Genomic DNA, 16,883 nt, shown 5'->3' with positions numbered 1-16,883 from the left:
ACTGAGGAGTCAGCGCTCGAAAAGCCAACCTTGCTAATCCCTGAAACAAACCTCTAGATTTCTAAAGTTGATATAACTCTTAAATTAAGGATTCGCTCGCTATCGAGAATATTTAATGGCTCCCCCGTTAATCACCAAGCAAATCCGGCTAAGAAATATCTGCTTATGTCGGTATAGGTAATATATACAAGTAAGCAATAACTAGTAGCCCCCTTTAGAGGAAGCTAAACCAATGAATCAATATAAAAGTTTACAGGGCGGCATGACCTTATGAATCAATCGATCATAAGGAAACTACTGCATGAAACGCTTACCCGAAAACACCAATCTAAAACTGCTACAAGAAGAGCTATACAAGGGCCTGAAGGTAAATCACAACCACGGATACTTAATTGAAAATTATCTAGATAGGATGTACGAGTGCGTAACAGCCTCGCTGAACCGATACTCTCGCACATTGATGATTAGGTTCGACCTAAGACAGTTTAACTGCCCGTGGGGTGACAATGACGCGCTCATTTCAAAGTTCTTCAAGGCGTTGAATGATGAAATCCGATGGGACCAGGAAAATAAACAGCGACAAGGTAAGCGTGTACATCCTTGCGAACTTCGTTACTGTTGGGTCAAAGAGCAACCCGATGTTAATCGGCCTCCCCACTACCACGTAGCTATCTTCCTGAATAAAGACGCTTATCACAAGCTGGGAAAGTTTAACACCGCAGCGGAGACGATGAGACTTCGTATTGAAATGTCTTGGGCAAGAGCTCTCGAGTGCGACATTTTCGATATCAGAGGCTTGGTTCACTTTCCCCAAAATGCGATATACGAACTCAACCGTAATTCGCCAGACTACTTCAATCAGTTTGGCAATGCCTTCTTTCGTCTTAGTTACTTTGCGAAGGCCGCAACCAAACGTTACCGAGATGGGACTCGATGGTTTGGGTGTAGTAATAAATGAAGTGTCATATACGGGAGTTCCGCGGAACTCCCAGTCTATATCTATGTCCTATTTAAAGCGTTTTACACTGAAGCTCGATAAAGTGGTATCGCTTTCAAAATCGTGCCAAAATTACTAAAGACTCAAGTTACGGAGTTGGAGCAATGGAACTAAAAAAAATTGAAAATGAAGCGATGCACCTATCTGCAGAAGATAGAGCTCACCTCATTCAAAAGCTTGTAGAAAGTATCGACTCCCCTTCGGCTGATGAACTCAAGTCTGAATGGTTGTCGGTTGCTAAAGATCGAGCCGCGCAATTAGATTCAGGCGCAGTAGATCCTGTTCCAAGCGATGTTGTATTAAAAAAAGCTCAAGCTCTGATTAAATGAGCTACACATTTCATCCTGCTGCGGAATCAGAGTTTCTCGAATCTGTCGGTTATTATGAATCAAAGGTTCAGGGACTTGGGCAAGCGCTCATTAACGAGTTTTCAGCTCTGGTTAGTTTAATTGTCGACAACCCTGACGCTTGGCAAGTTGAAGCAAAACCAGGTATCCGAAAGGCCCCTCTACACCGTTTCCCTTTATCGATAATTTATCGGCGGTCCATAGACGACATTCAAATTCTCGCTATTGCACACGACCACCGACGCCCTCAGTACTGGCTTGGCCGTTCACTCTAGTAATAGCTTCAAGCAAAACCTAATAAAGAGGCGGAAAGCACTCTCCGCCTCCAAGCTTCATCAGACGTTTATTGTGCAGTTCTAGACGAAAAACTTTGGTTAAACAGCCGTACACCGACCTCTTCCAAAGCCGCTCTAACGCTCTCAACAACGTCAGGCTCTATCGACAGGCCATTGGCATACACACCTTTGTCGAACGTTAAAACAGCTCCATACGCTTTCGCTGTGGACGCTGCCCGTTTAATGCCTTCACTATCAACCGTAGAGTCATCCCTGATGTGGTGACGGATTTGGTAGGACGTGATGACATAGCCCCTCTCATCGAGCAGAAGCAGGCCAAGCGGGCTTGCTGACATAGCGTTAGGAAAGTCTGACTCTGACCGTAAGCATCCAGTATTTTGCTGGCGCTCTCGCAATTGCGGTAAAAGCGCTAATGCGGTTATTGCTGCCTTAATTCCCAGCACTACCCACTTTCTCGATGCCGGTGTCTTAAATATTGCCGCCATAAAGGTTTACTCCAGTATTAGGTTACAAGTGAACTAGCGCTAAAGAAGACCGCGCTCAGAGAATGACACGCACTCTTTGCCGACAACGATGTGGTCTTTCACGTCAACGTCGATAACAGCCAGGGCCTTTTGCAGGCGCTCCGTCAAACGGATATCCGCATTGGAAGGCTCCGGCTCTCCTGAGGGGTGGTTATGTGACAGGACGAGTGAAGACGCCTTGGTTTCCAGTGCGGCTCGAACCACTTCCCGTGGGTACACACTGGCCGCATTGATGGTGCCGTAGAACAGCTCGCGGTACTCGATGAAGTGTCCCGTTTCATCCAGGAAGATGATGCTGAATACCTCACGCTCGTAGTGCGCCAGCTTATACGTCAGGAAATCCTTAATGACGTTCGGGTTGTAAGGCTCTTTGCCTCGTAAATGACGCTCTTCCAGGATCTGGCTGGCGCGATGAAAAACGTCTCGCTCAGCTTCATTGTTGGCTGACGAGTAAAAGCCTTTATCAAGTGTGTGCATTGTTAACCTCCTAATTTGGTAAATGCACAGCAGTGATATAGGTCTGAAATCCGATGGGCTCTTAACTATCGCAATAAAACATTACGGCTCAGACCGATGCTTTGAGAACAAGCACGATCAATCAACACATCTGAAACTTGGAGTCATCATGTATAATCCTTTTACCTTTGACGCAAAGCATATCGAACTCATTCACAATCACTTTCACGACGACCCTTACTACATTAAAAGGGATGCGTTGGAGTCTGCAGTAAAACAAGCGTCCAACGAAATTTGGAATAATCCGACATATGGAGCTTTTGAAGCGGCAGGTGTTTACGCGTACCAGCTCATTCGCTCAAACGCTTTTGGTAGACAAAGCGGTGATACTGCTTTGGTCTGCGCCCTGCTTTTCCTTCGGCTCTACGGTCACGGTTTTGTCTGTACACAGCAGTATCTTTACAATTTCGTCGAGCGACATGCAGACCCTGAAACTATGGCTATCTGCCTTTCCGGTGCTTATGCCGGAGCTGAAAGCTATGTTGAGTCTCTCCATCTTCAACGGCCTCATGTGCCTATGGACATTGCTGATATAGCTCTCGATGAAGACATGGCTGTGTCGCTTACTTCCGCTATAAAAATGGCTTATGACGTAAACGGAGACTACGGGGCTTGCCAAAAAATAAAGAAACCTAGGTTAAGTGGCCGCAGAAAGCGTTGGGTCAGATTAGCTGATTTATAAAACTCAGGATGCAAAACGGCTGTACCCTAGCAGTACAGCCGCCCAGTCATAGTAGCCCCCGCTCAGCAAGCGAGACGACCTCATCAGTTACCAACATACAATCCAGTAGGGATACGTCAATCAGGTTCAGAGCCGACTTAAGTGTTGATAACTCATGCTCTTTGTCAGAGTGACTCAGCTCTTTAGCCGGTGAGAAATAACTGACAATAACAGCGGCAGCATTAACCTTAAGTACCTCTCGGTACACTCTGGAAGCAGCTAGCTCTTCGCCCTCTTCAAACTCAACGTTATCTATGAGTCGGTGTTGGCTATCGAGTAGAAGTAAACCCGCGACTTCTTTTGAGCACTGCTGATAGCTCCCCTGGACGAACTCTTTAACCATTGCAGGCTCGGTAAAGCCCTCTCCCTGTTTGAATCGTGACTGGATTAGGAGATACGCTTTGTCCAACAACTCTCGCTCTGAGTTGAACTCAGCGCTTTTATCATTTGTGATTTGCTTGTGCATATGGATTCCTTAAGTATTAATGTATCGATGCACAGCGGTAATATAGGTCTCAAATTCTCAGGGTTGGTTGTTTATAATTATTCGTTACAGCTCGCACTAATCCTTTGAAACAAACCGAACAGAGGAAATCATCATGAGATTTTTAAGAATAAACGAAGTGAGAGAGCGCATAGGGCTTGGTAGAACGTCAATCTATAAAATGGTCAACGAAGGCACCTTCCCTAAGCCGGTTCGAGTTTTAGGAAAAAAAGTAGCCTGGGTAGACTCAGAAGTCGATGAATGGATGTTAGAGCGCGTTGCCGAACAACGTAGCGATACCATATCCGCAGTTAACTGCTAATTTATTTTCTAAACGGCGGCTTCCAAGCCGCCTTTATTTTTCCCTCGCTAACATCCGCACTCAAGAAGGCTTGCAAAGAGCGCCACAGGTTTATATCTAATCTAAAAAATTACAGCCCTACATCATCCTCTGACACTAAGAGGAGAAGCACAATGAAACTAATGAAAGTTAAAGAAGTCATGCACGCTACCAGCCTGGCCCGCCCTACTATCTACAAGTACATGGCCAAAGGACAATTCCCAAAACCGGTATCTTTAGGTGGCCGAGCCGTGGCATGGGTAGCAGATGAAATTGATGACTGGATTATGCAGTGCATTGCTGAGCGTGATGCGGAAAGTGATATAGAAGCTGATTAGAAACAAAAGAAGAAGCCGATTAGGCTTCTTCTTTATTTAGCACGAAGACACGCCGTTATTTTTTTGATGGTGGGTTGTTACTACGACCTTTCCCGCTAGGTCCGCCCGTTTTGCTCGGTCCATTTTTAAGTCCCATCATAATCTCCTTTTCAGTTAGTTTTAGTTAGTCAGTTAATAAGTTGAAACTGACTGCTTACACGGACCAAACTTTAGTTTTGATCCGCACTTTGGGTTCGATATACAGCTTATCGGTTTATCTTTACTACGTATTTCCGTCGTTATTTCTTTAGCGAAATTAGGGGGTATTGCAGCTTCAACGACACCGCCACCAGGCCCAAAGTTTGCGCGACTAAAAAGAGCTACATTCCAGCCTAATTCTTTTTTGTCTACTGAGATGGCGACTCCCCCTTCCTCGCTATTTACGTCCGTCAGTTTGTTACCCTGCAACCACTCATTCAAAGTTGTTTGAAAGTCTTCTGCATTTAAGAAGTGCTGTTCACCTACGTAACTTTCAAAATCGTTCGGCTTAAACTTGTGAAACATGACCAACCAACCTGGTTTATGGCAGTAACTAAACTGCTTTATACCGTTAATGATTACGTTATCCGTGACACCCATACGTAAGCGCTCCACTGCTAACTCAAGTTGAAGCTCTGCAGAATCATTCGATTCAATATAAGTAATTCCGGTATCATCGGGGTATCCGGCTTTAACGCTCCAATAGTTTTTGATGCCACTCTCTAGTTGACGCAGTTCGAGACGAAGTGACGTCGTTTTAAAATCTACCGAAAGCTCCAGATCACTTTGATCAAGTTTGTAACTCAGTATCCCGGCTGCGGCGATAACGCCGTCTATAAACTCAGAGAGAGACGCATGAATGTTTATCGCTGCAGGATTTGTTAGGCTTGCATTTCGAGTGCTTAACCAACAAACATCATTTTGATTGAGCAAGTCTTCTGGCTGGCAACCTAGCTCCGATGCTATATGCTTGACGCTATAAGCGCTTACTGGAATCCCTTGTTTAGCACGAATTAACGTGCGCTCACTAATGTTGCCTACAATACTCTTGTTTAATTTCCCTTTGAGCTTAACATTTAGCGCCTTGCTTATGTCGTATGACTTGTTATCTGCCAACTTCATTTTCTAATCCTTTAGTTTGTTTTATTAAGTGAAGGTCAGCTTATTCGATGGCATTAACGATAGAAAGCACTTAAAGGTGACAGTGAACTGACAGTAGTTAACAAGGTAGCCCAAGACGCTACCTCGGTTGCGACCCAAACTGTCGCAAACATCGTTTACCCTGCTGGCAGTGACATCGGATTTATCCGTGGCATAATGACTGCAACTTAAGGACGATATAACAAACAACAGGGTGTGCTGTGAATACTGAAAACTACTCTCAAACCGCTTCCTTTATCTGGTCGGTGGCAGACCTGCTGCGTGGCCACTTTAAGCAATCTCAGTACGGAAGGGTCATATTGCCCTTTACCCTCTTACGTCGCTTAGAGTGTGTTTTAGCGCCGAATAAACAAAAGGTATTAGAAGCAGCAAATCAGCATCAGAACAAACCAGACGCAGTCCGTGAGCAATTATTGTTACGCGAGTCGCAGAATGATTTTTACAACGCCTCAGCTTTGACTTTGGCAACTTTGTCGGATACCCATACAGCAGAGGATTTAATCTCTTACGTACAGTCATTTAGCAGCTCTGCCCGTGAGATATTCGAGCACTTTAACTTTGAAGAGTTTGTGCTGAAACTGGCTGAAGCTGACCTGCTATATCAGGTCACTCAACAATTCGGCTCCAAGATTGATTTATCAACCGACAATATCTCTAACTACGGCATGGGCCTTATCTTTGAAGAGCTCATCCGCAAGTTTGCTGAAAGCTCAAACGAGACCGCCGGTGAACACTTTACCCCGCGTGACTGTGTACATGCAGCAACCTCGTTATTGATGACCGGCCAGGAAGAAGTGCTTTCGCCTAACAGCATCATTACCATTTATGATCCAACGGCAGGCACCGGTGGCTTCTTGTCAGAAGCCGAAGAATATATTCAGTCAATCAGTGAAAAGGTTTCCGTTAAACTGTTTGGCCAGGAGCTCAACCCCGAGTCCTACGCTATTTGTATGGCCGACATGATGATAAAAGGCCAACAGGTTGAGAACATTAAACTGGGTAACACGCTTTCAAACGATCAGCTGGCGCATGAGAGGTTTAAATACATGCTGGCAAATCCTCCATTCGGGGTGGACTGGAAAGCCTCTCAACGTGTTGTTAACGACGAGCACAAGGTAAAAGGCTCCGATGGTCGCTTTGGTCCAGGGCTACCCCGTGTTTCAGACGGTTCACTGCTTTTTTTGTTGCATCTGGTCAGCAAAATGCGAAACAAACGTGATGGTGGCTCTCGTATCGGTATTATCTTAAACGGAAGTCCATTGTTTACCGGCTCTGCCGGTAGCGGTGAATCCGAAATCCGGCGTCACCTGCTACAAAACGACTTGGTCGAAGCCATCGTCGCTCTGCCGACCGATATGTTCTTTAATACCGGCATCAGCACTTATATCTGGATCTTATCCAATGCCAAAAAGCCGGAGCGTAAAGGCAAGCTGCAATTGATTGACGGCAGTGAAGCCTTCGCCAAAATGCGTAAATCACTCGGCAGCAAACGCAAGTACCTCACTGAAGAGAACATCAACGAACTGGTGCGTTTATACGGCGCTATGGAAGAAGCCAAAAACAGCAAGTTATTCCCAAACGAAGCCTTCGGCTACCGTCGCATCACGATTGAACGCCCATTGCGACTTAACTTCCAGGGCAGTGAAGAGCGTGTCGCTCGGTTAGAAGACGAAAAGGCACTGCAAAAGCTTAAAACCGACGATTTTTACCGACTGAAACAGGCTATTCAGCGTATTGAAGCTGACACCCTGTTCACAAATCGTGATGACTTCACAAAAGCGCTGAGCGCCGAACTCAAAGCAAGCGACTTAAAGCTAACCGCTGCACAACTAAAAGCCGTGCTCAATGCCTTAAGCGAGCGCGACAGCGACGCTGATGTCTGTACCGACAAAAAAGGTAATGCAGAAGCTGATGTTGGCTTACGCGACTTTGAAAACGTACCCCTAACGGAAGACATTTACGAATACTTTGAACGTGAAGTCAAACCACACGTGCCTGACGCCTGGATAGACGAAAGCAAGCGCGACGAGCAAGACGGCAAAGTCGGTATCGTAGGCTTTGAAATTCCGTTCAACCGACACTTTTACGTATTCGAGCCCCCTCGTCCACTCGAGGAAATTGATGCAGACCTCAAACAATGCACCGACAAGATCAAAAAGATGATTGAGGAGCTGTCGGCATGAGTATTCCAGATTACCAAAGTATTTTGCTTCCACTACTTAAAATGGTCTCAGACGAGCAAACTCACACTTTACGTTCACTCTATGAGCGGTTGAGTGATGAGTTCGGTTTAAGTCACGAAGAGCGTGCTGAGCTGCTTCCAAGTGGTAACCAGTCAATTATTGAAAACCGCATCGGCTGGGCAAAAACCTACCTTAAAAAAGCAGGCCTGCTTGAGTATCCTAAGCGCGGTCATGTTCAAATAACCCAACGCGGACTAAAGCTTTTAAAACGAGGTTATGCTGAACTTAAAGCACGCGACCTTCGTCAATTTGATGAGTTTCAGGAATTTACTAACCAAACATCAGAATCAAACAGCGACACAAATCCTGCTCAGGAAGTGGCGTCAGATGAAGCAACCCCTACAGAGGCTATTGAAGCCGCTTACCAGCGGTTAAGGGCTGAGTTAGCCTCAGAAATAATGAGCCAAATTAAAGACTCCTCCCCGATTTTCTTTGAGCGTTTGGTCGTCGATTTAATGATCAAAATGGGATACGGCGGCTCTCGAAAGGAAGCTGGAGAAGCTACGCGGCCAAGTGCTGACGGTGGTATTGACGGAATTATTCGCGAAGACCGATTGGGACTGGATACCATCTACCTTCAAGCTAAACGCTGGGACAATGTCGTTGGTAGACCCGAGATCCAGAAGTTCGCAGGAGCCCTACAAGGCGAACGCGCGAAGAAAGGAGTGTTCATAACGACATCATCGTTTAGCCGCGAAGCCAAAGAGTATGTAAATAACGTCGATAGCAAAATTGTTTTAATCGACGGCGAGCGCTTAACTGGGCTTATGATTGATTTTGGGGTGGGGGTTTCGACTCGTCAGGTTTTCGAGGTTAAGCAACTCGATTCGGACTATTTTTCTGAGTAACTTGAAGCAATCTTATCTGAGTTAAAAGGAATTGAGGATAGATTTTGACACTTAATACATACAAAGACATTGCCAGTTGCCAAATTTTAGGTATTGAAAGCCTTCCAGCCCATTGGTCTGAAAATAAACTTGGTTACTTATTTAATCTTGGCAAAGGACTGACTATTACCAAGCAGGACTTGGTTGATGAAGGGATTCCCTGCCTGAATTACGGCGAAGTTCACTCGAAATATGGATTTGAAGTAAATCCAACTATTCATCCTCTGAAATGCGTGCCGAAGTCTTATTTACAAACAAACCTTAACGCGCTGCTTGAGTCAGGGGATTTTGTTTTCGCCGACACATCTGAAGACATAGAGGGAGCAGGTAACTTTAGTCAGCTAGTATCAAAACAACCTACTTTTGCGGGTTATCACACTATTATTGCGCGACCCAGCGGCAAAATTTTTCCCCGTTTCTTCGCATATCTGTTTCATTCTGAAGAGTTCAGAAATCAAATTAGATTGCTAGTTAAGGGTGTAAAAGTTTTTAGCATCAGTCAGGGAATATTAAAGAGCGCCCCTGTTTGGCTGCCAACTTATGAAGAACAACAAAAAATAGCCCAATTCCTTGATCACGAAACATCAAAAATTGATGCGTTGATTGACGAGCAAAAGCGGTTGATTGAGTTGCTTAAAGAAAAGCGCCAGGCGGTTATCAGTCATGCGGTTACCAAAGGGCTTAACCCAGACGCACCGATGAAAGACTCTGGTGTTGAGTGGCTTGGAGAAGTGCCTGAGCATTGGGAAGTTGCTAGTTTAAAGACATTTATAAGGTTGGTTGAATCAGGTACAAGCGTTAACGCGGCAGATACTCCAGCGTCCGAAGGTGAGCTTGGGGTTTTGAAAACTAGCGCAGTTTATGGTGACGAACTCGATGTTAATCAAAATAAAACAGTAGTAAAGGAAGAAGAAAGCCGTGTTTCATGTCAGCTGAAGGCTAATAGGCTAATTGTATCCAGGATGAATACCCCTGAGCTCGTCGGTGCTACAGGCTTCAGTTTAGCAAACCCTGGCAACTTATTTCTTCCTGATCGTCTCTGGCAAATTACGCTTGAAAATGTGGAGGCTCAATTTATTTTCATGTTCACGCTGTCAAAAAGCTACAGAAGCCAGATAAAATTAGTTTGCGCTGGTGCGAGCTCTAGCATGCAAAACATAGCGCAAGAAGACTTTAAAAATGTGAAGGTTGCTGTCCCACCGTTGATAGAACAAAAAGATATCGTCGAGGAATGGCACAGGTTTAAATCAAACTCAAACCAGTTAATGGAGCAAGCCGAAAAGACGGTTAAACTACTACAGGAACGCCGCTCAGCCCTAATATCAGCCGCGGTTACCGGCAAAATTGATGTGCGTGACTGGCAACCGCCTGCGGGTTCCGATACAGTGGATTCAAACGCGTCAGTGCAAACGGAGAGGCATTATGGCTGACACCAAAGAGCGTCAGTTCCAGACGGATATACTTAACAGCCTGGAAAAAGATGGCTGGTTAATTGGTCCCGCAGCTAATTATGATAAAGCCAATGCGGTGTACACCGAAGACTTAATCGGTTTTGTGAAAGACGCTTACCCTGACCGTTGGGAGCGCTTTTGCAAGTCCAACCCCGGTGACCCGGAAAAGCTCTTAGTCCACGCCGCCGTTAAAGGCATGACCCGTGACGGTGCACTTCATGTGTTACGTCATGGTTTTAAAGCCATTGGCGGCACCATCAAAGTCTGTGCCTTTCGCCCTGACCATGGCATGAATCCCGATACCGAACGTCGCTATCAGGCTAATCGCTTGCGAGTAGTTGAGGAAGTCTCCTACTCGCCCCATGCCCGCGAAGGCGACTATAACCCACGCATCGACCTAGTATTTTTTGTCAACGGCATTCCAACGGCCACCATGGAGCTTAAAAGCGAGTTTAAGCAGACCGTTGAACACGCTAAACGCCAGTATAAAAACGACCGTCCGGTAAAAGACCCTGTTACCCGCAAGCCAGAGCCGTTGTTAACTTTTAAGCGCGGTGCGCTGGTGCATTTTGCGGTCAGCCAAGACGAAGTGGCCATGACCACCAAGTTAGCGGGCAAGGAAACATTCTTCCTGCCGTTTAACTTAGGCAAAGATGATGGCGGTGCCGGTAACCCACAATCTGCATCCGAAAACAGCTACGCCACCAGTTACCTATGGGAGCGTTTGTTTAATAAAGACGCCTGGCTAAAAGTCATTGGTCGTTTTATGCATCTGGAAGTTGAAGAAAAAGAAAACTTCGACGGACGTACACAGAAAAAGGAAACGCTGATATTCCCCCGCTACCATCAGTGGGACGTGGTGAATCAGCTTATCGATACCACGCGCCGTGAAGGCCCGGGCAGTAAGTACCTTATTCAGCACAGTGCCGGTTCAGGTAAATCCAATTCGATTGCCTGGACAGCGCATCAATTATCCTCACTGTATGCTGACGACGGCTCTAAGCTGTTTAATTCCATTGTGGTGGTAACTGACCGCACAGTACTCGACTCGCAGCTGCAAAACACCATACGCCAATTTGAGCACGCCGACGGTGTGGTTCGAGCCATTACCCGTGATGTCGGCAACAAAAGTAAGTCTGAGCAATTGGCCGAAGCGCTGCAGGAGCAGGTACGGATTATCGTTGTGACCATCCAGACTTTCCCGGCCTTGTACGATGCCATCGACAAGTACCCTGCTCTTCAAGCCGGTAACTACGCAATTATTGCGGACGAAGCGCATTCGTCTCAAACCGGTGCGTCTGCCAGTAAGCTAAAAGCCTTACTGGGCTCTGACCGTCCTGAAGGAGAGGATGTTAGTGCCGAAGAACTTTTGGACGCTGCCGTTCAGGCACGTATGCCGAATGAGCGTATCAGCTACTATGCGTTTACCGCCACACCCAAGGGTAAAACGCTGGAGCTATTTGGCCGCCCGAATGATCCACATTCGCCGATTAGCGATGACAACAAGCCCAAGCCGTTTCATGTGTATTCTATGCGTCAGGCTATTGAAGAAGGCTTTATTCTCGATATTCTGAAAAATTACACCACCTACGCCACGGCCTGGAAAATTGCTCACCCCGAAGGCGAAGACAAAGAAGTCGACAGCAAAAAGGCGCGCATTAAGCTGGCTAAATGGGTGCGGCTGCACCCCTACAACATCAATCAGCGTGTTGAAATCATCGTTGAGCATTTTCGGGAAAACGTACGTCATTTACTGAACGGTCAGGCTAAAGCCATGGTAGTTACCGCCAGCCGTCAGGAAGCGGTCCGTTATCAGTTAGCAATGACCAGTTACATTGTCGAGAAAGGCTATCAGGACGTACATGCGCTGGTGGCTTTCTCCGGTGAGGTTCCGGCCGATGATTACATTACTGAGAGCGTGACCGAGTACGACAAAAAATTAAACCCGGGTTTGAACGGCCGTAAGCACGATAAAGCGCTCGACTCCGACGACTTTAACGTGATGATCGTGGCCAATAAGTATCAAACCGGCTTTGACCAGCCCAAGCTGTGTGCGATGTACGTCGATAAGAAACTACAAGGCGTTGAGTGTGTACAGACGCTGTCGCGTTTAAACCGTACTTTCCCAGGTAAAGACCAGACCTTTATTCTTGACTTCTTTAACAGCGAAGAAGACATTCTGGAGTCGTTCAAACCTTACTACACCACCGCAGAGCTTGATTCTGTTACTGACCCACACATTCTGTTCGACATTATGAGCAAGCTCGATGAAGAGCATATTTACGAATGGTCGGAAGTTGAGAAGTTTGCAGAGGCATTTTACGACCCAAATGCCCCAGCAGCTAAGTTAGGTTACTACTGCAAACCTGCCAAAGAGCGCTTCATGGCACGGTATAACCATGCAGTTGATACGCTAAAGCAAGCGAAGGATATGCTGAACCAGGCACGTATTTCGGGCGACAAGGTTAGCATTAATAAAGCTGAAGACTCGGTTAAAGCCGCTGGTGAAATGGTTGACCAACTCGACCTGTTTAAGAAGAACCTGAACAGCTACGTGCGGATGTACGAGTTTTTATCACAGATTACACCTTACAATGACCATGAGCTTGAATCTTTATGCGTGTATGCCAAGCATCTATTACCACTGCTACGTGTGGAGCGACTGGATGATGAGGACGATGTCGACGTTTCCGGTTTAACCCTGACCCACTACCGCACGACCAAGAAAGCTGAAAAAGAATTGAAACTGGGTGAGGAAGACGGTGGCTACTTAAGCTCAGTGAAAGCGGTTGGTAGTGGTAAACCCCACGACCCTGAAAAGAAAAATCTGCAGGAAATTATCGATGCACTAAACGACCTGTTCGGCGCTGAAGTGGGTGACGAGCACAAGCTCCGTTATGCTGAAGGCATCGCCGGCCGCCTGCGTGAAGACGACGAGGTTATGGCCCAGGTCAACAAACACTCTGAAAATGAAGTCATGCATGGCCTACTACCACAGCGTCTATTAGACCGTGTTGTTGATTCGATGGACGACCATGAAAAGCTGTCGATGGAAGTGCTGGAAAATCCAGCAGTGAGGGATGGGTTTGCTCGGTTGATATTGAAGATGCTGGTGAGTTCAGTATCAACTAGGGACCAAGAGATTTAGTGTCTGTTTTAATAACATTTCCCCGGGCGAAGGTACCAATTACCGTTTCGTTTTAAATTAGCGTATTTCCCCGGGGCGATAAAAATACAGTTTAGAATTTAATTTTTAATTCACTTGCTAGGATGCATTATGGATTTAAGTGTTTTCAATGAAAAGCTTCAAAACACAAAAGATAAAGACTCAACTCTAGATTTTTGCAGGAAGTACGTATTACACGGGACACCTTACATTTTTGATTCTAGAGACGAAGATTACTATGAGTTCAGAAAAAGGATTGCTTTAAAATTTGAGATCCCTTTCCATGAAGTGTTTATCACGGGTTCTGCTAAGTTAGGGTTCAGTCCCTTTAAAGATAGAGTCTTTGATTACGACTCAGACATTGACGTAGCAATTGTCTCACCGACTCTTTTCGAGCATATGATGTCTAACATCGCTGAGTATCAAATGATGATAAGAAAAAACCGAACTAGCATACAGTTAAGTGAAATGACGATGTATCACACCTTTCTTGAGTACGTGGCTCTTGGTTGGATTCGGCCAGACAAATTACCAGTATCCTTTCAAATGCGCGCAATAAAAGACGATTGGTTTGAATTTTTTAGAAGCATATCTCATGGAAAATCTGAGGTTGGAAATTTTAGTGTCAACGCAGGCGTATTCAAAAGCTACCAACACCTCGAAAACTATACCTTTTCAGGTGTAAATGACTTAAAACGCTCGAAAATAAAAGGAATAAAATAATGCCGGTACAGATCAAGCCCTCCGTAACTAACCCCACCATAGCGGACATTTATGAGAAAATTGATACAGGCAGACTAGAATTAAGCCCCGATTTTCAGCGGAAATTTGTTTGGACTCATGAGCACCAAGAAAAATTTATTGACACTATTCTGCACGGTTATCCTTTCCCTGAAATTTATGTTTGCCAAGGCCCAACCGACACAAAAAAACTACGAACATCTCAAAAAGTAATAGACGGTCAGCAACGCCTTACAACAATAAAGAATTACATAGAGGATGACTTTAAAAAAGAATTGAAAGAGATACCCTCATTTGACCAGTTAACCGAAGAGCAACGTGATGACTTTTTATCATATCAGGTTGTTGTCAGGGATTTAGGTAAAGTTGAAGGGGGCCTTGTAAAAGAAATATTTAGACGAATTAATTTAACTAAATTCAAGCTTGATAACATAGAAATACACAACGCTATTTATGATGGGAAGTTCATACAAGTAGCCAAAGAACTTTCAGACGAAATTGCACTTGAAGAATTCGGTGTGTTTCATGAATCCGAATTTACTCGGATGGCCGACGTCCATTTCTTTTTACTGGTGATGTCCACTTTAGTCAGAGGGGGATATTTCCCAAGAGATAGTGAAGTAGAAAAGTGCGTAGCAGAATTTAATGAAGAGTTTAACGATGCTCACAAAATCAAGTCCCAAGTATTGAAGTCAGTGGCACAAATACAAAAATTGGACTTGGAACTAGACTCAATTTGGTTTAGAAAATCATGTTTCTTTACAATTGTTGTTGAGTTATGTAACGCTGACAACATACCCAGAGACTTGACTGAACGACTTAACAAGTTTGATGCGGCTGTATTAGAAAGCAAGAATCTACGAGACACTGATTATGGGCAATTTTACCATTGTATGTATTCAGGTACGAATGACAGAAAAGCTCGTGTGATTCGTTCAGAGTTATTTAGAAAGCACATATTGGGTATAAACTAACCTGATAGGTTATTAAAACTATTAGGGCCCTCATTTTATATTGATCTGAAGCGACTCAGAAGAATGATATTCAAGGGGCCCATACACAGAAGCTGATTAAATAGAAATAAGCTTGAAGGCATTATAGCTAGGTTTTGGAATCGTTTTTACAAAACTGAACGTATACGGTTAAAGTTCAAGTTCTTCGAAATCTCGATCGATGTCCTCTTGGGTAATTCCAATGTACCGCAGCGTTATAGCTTCGGAGCTGTGACGTAGCATTTTCATTACCCGTGCAATGTCGTTGGTGTTTTTATACAGATGGTAACCTCTGGTTTTACGCATAGAGTGCGTACCTAAGTCGATACCAACCTCCTCACCTATTGCCGCAAATGCTCGCGACACGTAACGGCGGCTTAATGGTTTTGCAGGTGTATTTTTAGACCGTTGGTTGCGATAAGACTGAAAAAGATAAATGTGGTCAGGGTGTTCAGCGCGAATACGAGCGATGACCGCCCTCGCCTTTTCATTGAGTTTAATTGTCGCTAACTTCGACGTTTTGCCTTCGACAAGCAACAGCCGATCGTGCTCGATATTTTCAAACTTGATGGATAGTAAATCTGAGATCCGCAACGCTAGATTTAAACCAACATCCCAAACATCAGCAATTTGCTGACCGTAAGTTCGTTTGAGAAGGTAGCTTATTAGCTTCACGGTATCCAGATTCTTAACCGCTTGTACTTCGGCCATGGTCTAGTTCCTTTTTTGCTGTAAAACGTGATTTTGAGTACTTAAGGGGGTATAAAGAGGTAAGTAACCCGTTTTTAGTGGGTTTGCTTGTTCCCATTTCGTTATTTTGGGAACAAGCCTAAGAGCAAGGGCCTCCCTTGCTTCACGAACATAATGTATGTTTGAAATTTTGAGGATAAGTTAATCATGGAAGAGCATTCGATAAACTCATCTTACCGAGAACGGCTTATCGAACATCTATTCGTAGGCGAATTGTTAAAACACTCGTGGCGCTGTAACAGCTTCTCAGTAGAGGTGGCAAAACCTGAAGTTGATAATTCAGGCTACGATTTGATCATTGAGTCGAAAGGCATTATTCGTCACGTTCAACTAAAGTCAGCTTTCATTGGTGCCAAAACCGCACGGCAAACCGTTCATCTATCGTTGGGCGCTAAGCCGTCAGGCTGCGTTGTTTGGGTATATTTCGATAAGGATACTCTGGAACTGGGGCCATTTTTATTTTTTGGTGGTAGACCGGGATTTCCCTTACCCGATATCAGTGACTACCGCGTGGCTAAGCACACCAAAGGAAACGCAGATGGTCTAAAAGCCGAAAGGCCAAATTTAAGAACACTTAATAAAGGTGAATTTAAAAAGTTTTCGACGTTTGATGAGTTATACAACGAACTATTCGTACTAGAGGAGCCTAGTGCATGACATTGCAAGAGTTAGGAAAAACACTTCAAGAGATGTATTTTAACTCAAAAAAAGGTGAATCAGTAGTTATGATTCACCTTTTTGGAATTAAGTACGCTCACGAAATCAAAAATTCTGGTTCTTCGAAAAGAGAAATTGTAGAAACTGCCGGAATCAGCAAGTCATATGCGACCGAACTTTCAAAAGCTGTTAGGTTGGCTGAGTTCGTTCGTCCCAAATAGCCACAATTAGCTTTTTAATTAGCCTTGCCTATT

General features: G+C 44.8%; 19 protein-coding genes. 14 read left to right on the top strand and 5 right to left on the bottom strand.

Features of this window, described 5'->3' with window-relative positions:
* Positions 1-301: 301 nt before the first annotated feature.
* The 3 genes from ACP7FG_RS01520 to ACP7FG_RS01510 all read left to right on the top strand — a co-directional run bounded on the left by ACP7FG_RS01520 (position 302) and on the right by ACP7FG_RS01510 (position 1,619).
* Positions 302-958 carry an inovirus Gp2 family protein gene (locus ACP7FG_RS01520; protein ID WP_439225311.1) on the top strand — a complete coding sequence of 219 codons (657 nt, stop codon included), beginning with the start codon at positions 302-304 and terminating at the stop codon, positions 956-958.
* A 143-nt stretch (positions 959-1,101) separates the two neighbouring features.
* Positions 1,102-1,326: an addiction module protein gene (locus tag ACP7FG_RS01515; RefSeq protein WP_439225310.1), complete on the top strand. Its 225-nt coding sequence runs from the start codon at positions 1,102-1,104 to the stop codon at positions 1,324-1,326.
* Positions 1,323-1,619, top strand: coding sequence for a hypothetical protein (locus ACP7FG_RS01510; protein ID WP_439225309.1), 297 nt, complete (start codon positions 1,323-1,325; stop codon positions 1,617-1,619). Before ACP7FG_RS01515 ends, ACP7FG_RS01510 begins: the two co-directional genes overlap by 4 nt.
* Positions 1,620-1,687: 68 nt before the next feature.
* Here ACP7FG_RS01510 and ACP7FG_RS01505 read toward each other — a convergent pair whose 3' ends face one another.
* A complete protein-coding gene (locus ACP7FG_RS01505; protein ID WP_278420681.1) occupies positions 1,688-2,125 on the bottom strand; it encodes a hypothetical protein in 438 nt (145 codons plus the stop codon).
* A gap of 39 nt (positions 2,126-2,164) precedes the next feature.
* Complete coding sequence (locus ACP7FG_RS01500; RefSeq protein ID WP_439225308.1) at positions 2,165-2,641, bottom strand: JAB domain-containing protein; 477 nt, start codon at positions 2,639-2,641, stop codon at positions 2,165-2,167.
* A 148-nt stretch (positions 2,642-2,789) separates the two neighbouring features.
* Here ACP7FG_RS01500 and ACP7FG_RS01495 point away from each other — a divergent pair, with 148 nt between their 5' ends.
* Complete coding sequence (locus ACP7FG_RS01495; protein WP_011233890.1) at positions 2,790-3,362, top strand: phage maintenance system killer protein Doc; 573 nt, start codon at positions 2,790-2,792, stop codon at positions 3,360-3,362.
* A gap of 46 nt (positions 3,363-3,408) precedes the next feature.
* On the opposite strand, the gene ACP7FG_RS01490 is transcribed toward ACP7FG_RS01495, so the two are convergent.
* The gene (locus ACP7FG_RS01490) at positions 3,409-3,867 is read right to left on the bottom strand and encodes a JAB domain-containing protein (RefSeq protein WP_439225307.1); all 459 of its coding nucleotides are present in this window, start codon (positions 3,865-3,867) and stop codon (positions 3,409-3,411) included.
* 133 nt (positions 3,868-4,000) lie between these two features.
* Here ACP7FG_RS01490 and ACP7FG_RS01485 point away from each other — a divergent pair, with 133 nt between their 5' ends.
* Positions 4,001-4,207 carry a helix-turn-helix transcriptional regulator gene (locus ACP7FG_RS01485; RefSeq protein ID WP_417442475.1) on the top strand — a complete coding sequence of 69 codons (207 nt, stop codon included), beginning with the start codon at positions 4,001-4,003 and terminating at the stop codon, positions 4,205-4,207.
* A 152-nt stretch (positions 4,208-4,359) separates the two neighbouring features.
* Positions 4,360-4,563, top strand: a complete 204-nt coding sequence (locus ACP7FG_RS01480) for an AlpA family transcriptional regulator (protein ID WP_439225306.1) — start codon at positions 4,360-4,362, stop codon at positions 4,561-4,563.
* Between the two features lie 171 nt (positions 4,564-4,734).
* Here the strand turns inward: ACP7FG_RS01480 and ACP7FG_RS01475 are convergent, their stop codons facing one another.
* Positions 4,735-5,703, bottom strand: a complete 969-nt coding sequence (locus ACP7FG_RS01475) for a helix-turn-helix domain-containing protein (protein ID WP_439225305.1) — start codon at positions 5,701-5,703, stop codon at positions 4,735-4,737.
* A gap of 239 nt (positions 5,704-5,942) precedes the next feature.
* Here ACP7FG_RS01475 and ACP7FG_RS01470 point away from each other — a divergent pair, with 239 nt between their 5' ends.
* From ACP7FG_RS01470 to ACP7FG_RS01445, 6 genes are all read left to right on the top strand, one after another.
* Positions 5,943-7,925 (top strand): type I restriction-modification system subunit M, encoded by a 1,983-nt coding sequence (locus ACP7FG_RS01470; protein WP_439225304.1) that lies wholly within the window; start codon positions 5,943-5,945, stop codon positions 7,923-7,925.
* Positions 7,922-8,833 (top strand): restriction endonuclease, encoded by a 912-nt coding sequence (locus ACP7FG_RS01465; RefSeq protein ID WP_439225303.1) that lies wholly within the window; start codon positions 7,922-7,924, stop codon positions 8,831-8,833. The genes ACP7FG_RS01470 and ACP7FG_RS01465 overlap by 4 nt, the downstream gene beginning before the upstream one ends.
* Before the next feature lie 44 nt (positions 8,834-8,877).
* Positions 8,878-10,302 carry a restriction endonuclease subunit S gene (locus ACP7FG_RS01460; RefSeq protein WP_439225302.1) on the top strand — a complete coding sequence of 475 codons (1,425 nt, stop codon included), beginning with the start codon at positions 8,878-8,880 and terminating at the stop codon, positions 10,300-10,302.
* Positions 10,295-13,471, top strand: a complete 3,177-nt coding sequence (locus ACP7FG_RS01455; protein WP_439225301.1) for a type I restriction endonuclease subunit R — start codon at positions 10,295-10,297, stop codon at positions 13,469-13,471. The genes ACP7FG_RS01460 and ACP7FG_RS01455 overlap by 8 nt, the downstream gene beginning before the upstream one ends.
* 129 nt (positions 13,472-13,600) lie before the next feature.
* The gene (locus ACP7FG_RS01450; protein WP_439225300.1) at positions 13,601-14,212 is read left to right on the top strand and encodes a hypothetical protein; all 612 of its coding nucleotides are present in this window, start codon (positions 13,601-13,603) and stop codon (positions 14,210-14,212) included.
* Entirely contained in the window at positions 14,212-15,204 is a 993-nt protein-coding gene (locus tag ACP7FG_RS01445) for a DUF262 domain-containing protein (protein ID WP_439225299.1), read from the top strand. Before ACP7FG_RS01450 ends, ACP7FG_RS01445 begins: the two co-directional genes overlap by 1 nt.
* Positions 15,205-15,372: 168 nt before the next feature.
* Here the strand turns inward: ACP7FG_RS01445 and ACP7FG_RS01440 are convergent, their stop codons facing one another.
* Positions 15,373-15,933, bottom strand: coding sequence for a tyrosine-type recombinase/integrase (locus ACP7FG_RS01440; protein ID WP_439225298.1), 561 nt, complete (start codon positions 15,931-15,933; stop codon positions 15,373-15,375).
* A gap of 186 nt (positions 15,934-16,119) precedes the next feature.
* Between ACP7FG_RS01440 and ACP7FG_RS01435 the strand changes: the two genes are divergently transcribed.
* Positions 16,120-16,629 (top strand): hypothetical protein, encoded by a 510-nt coding sequence (locus tag ACP7FG_RS01435; RefSeq protein WP_439225297.1) that lies wholly within the window; start codon positions 16,120-16,122, stop codon positions 16,627-16,629.
* Positions 16,626-16,850: an HTH-like domain-containing protein gene (locus ACP7FG_RS01430; protein WP_439225296.1), complete on the top strand. Its 225-nt coding sequence runs from the start codon at positions 16,626-16,628 to the stop codon at positions 16,848-16,850. The genes ACP7FG_RS01435 and ACP7FG_RS01430 overlap by 4 nt, the downstream gene beginning before the upstream one ends.
* The last annotated feature ends 33 nt before the right edge of the window (positions 16,851-16,883 follow it).

This window comes from Idiomarina sp. ST10R2A5 (genome assembly GCF_051842325.1).
Taxonomy (GTDB): Bacteria; Pseudomonadota; Gammaproteobacteria; order Enterobacterales; family Alteromonadaceae; genus Idiomarina; species Idiomarina abyssalis.
This window is presented reverse-complemented; position numbering and strand designations above follow the sequence as displayed.

What these genes read in the sequence shown, in the direction of transcription:
- ACP7FG_RS01475 (WP_439225305.1), bottom strand. Translation starts at nt 5,703, where the DNA reads ATGAAGTTGGCAGATAACAAGTCATACGACATAAGCAAGGCGCTAAAT.
- ACP7FG_RS01450 (WP_439225300.1), top strand. Translation starts at nt 13,601, where the DNA reads ATGGATTTAAGTGTTTTCAATGAAAAGCTTCAAAACACAAAAGATAAA.
- ACP7FG_RS01490 (WP_439225307.1), bottom strand. Translation starts at nt 3,867, where the DNA reads ATGCACAAGCAAATCACAAATGATAAAAGCGCTGAGTTCAACTCAGAG.
- ACP7FG_RS01445 (WP_439225299.1), top strand. Translation starts at nt 14,212, where the DNA reads ATGCCGGTACAGATCAAGCCCTCCGTAACTAACCCCACCATAGCGGAC.
- ACP7FG_RS01495 (WP_011233890.1), top strand. Translation starts at nt 2,790, where the DNA reads ATGTATAATCCTTTTACCTTTGACGCAAAGCATATCGAACTCATTCAC.
- ACP7FG_RS01515 (WP_439225310.1), top strand. Translation starts at nt 1,102, where the DNA reads ATGGAACTAAAAAAAATTGAAAATGAAGCGATGCACCTATCTGCAGAA.
- ACP7FG_RS01500 (WP_439225308.1), bottom strand. Translation starts at nt 2,641, where the DNA reads ATGCACACACTTGATAAAGGCTTTTACTCGTCAGCCAACAATGAAGCT.
- ACP7FG_RS01440 (WP_439225298.1), bottom strand. Translation starts at nt 15,933, where the DNA reads ATGGCCGAAGTACAAGCGGTTAAGAATCTGGATACCGTGAAGCTAATA.
- ACP7FG_RS01485 (WP_417442475.1), top strand. Translation starts at nt 4,001, where the DNA reads ATGAGATTTTTAAGAATAAACGAAGTGAGAGAGCGCATAGGGCTTGGT.
- ACP7FG_RS01480 (WP_439225306.1), top strand. Translation starts at nt 4,360, where the DNA reads ATGAAACTAATGAAAGTTAAAGAAGTCATGCACGCTACCAGCCTGGCC.
- ACP7FG_RS01505 (WP_278420681.1), bottom strand. Translation starts at nt 2,125, where the DNA reads ATGGCGGCAATATTTAAGACACCGGCATCGAGAAAGTGGGTAGTGCTG.
- ACP7FG_RS01520 (WP_439225311.1), top strand. Translation starts at nt 302, where the DNA reads ATGAAACGCTTACCCGAAAACACCAATCTAAAACTGCTACAAGAAGAG.
- ACP7FG_RS01510 (WP_439225309.1), top strand. Translation starts at nt 1,323, where the DNA reads ATGAGCTACACATTTCATCCTGCTGCGGAATCAGAGTTTCTCGAATCT.
- ACP7FG_RS01435 (WP_439225297.1), top strand. Translation starts at nt 16,120, where the DNA reads ATGGAAGAGCATTCGATAAACTCATCTTACCGAGAACGGCTTATCGAA.
- ACP7FG_RS01430 (WP_439225296.1), top strand. Translation starts at nt 16,626, where the DNA reads ATGACATTGCAAGAGTTAGGAAAAACACTTCAAGAGATGTATTTTAAC.
- ACP7FG_RS01455 (WP_439225301.1), top strand. Translation starts at nt 10,295, where the DNA reads ATGGCTGACACCAAAGAGCGTCAGTTCCAGACGGATATACTTAACAGC.
- ACP7FG_RS01465 (WP_439225303.1), top strand. Translation starts at nt 7,922, where the DNA reads ATGAGTATTCCAGATTACCAAAGTATTTTGCTTCCACTACTTAAAATG.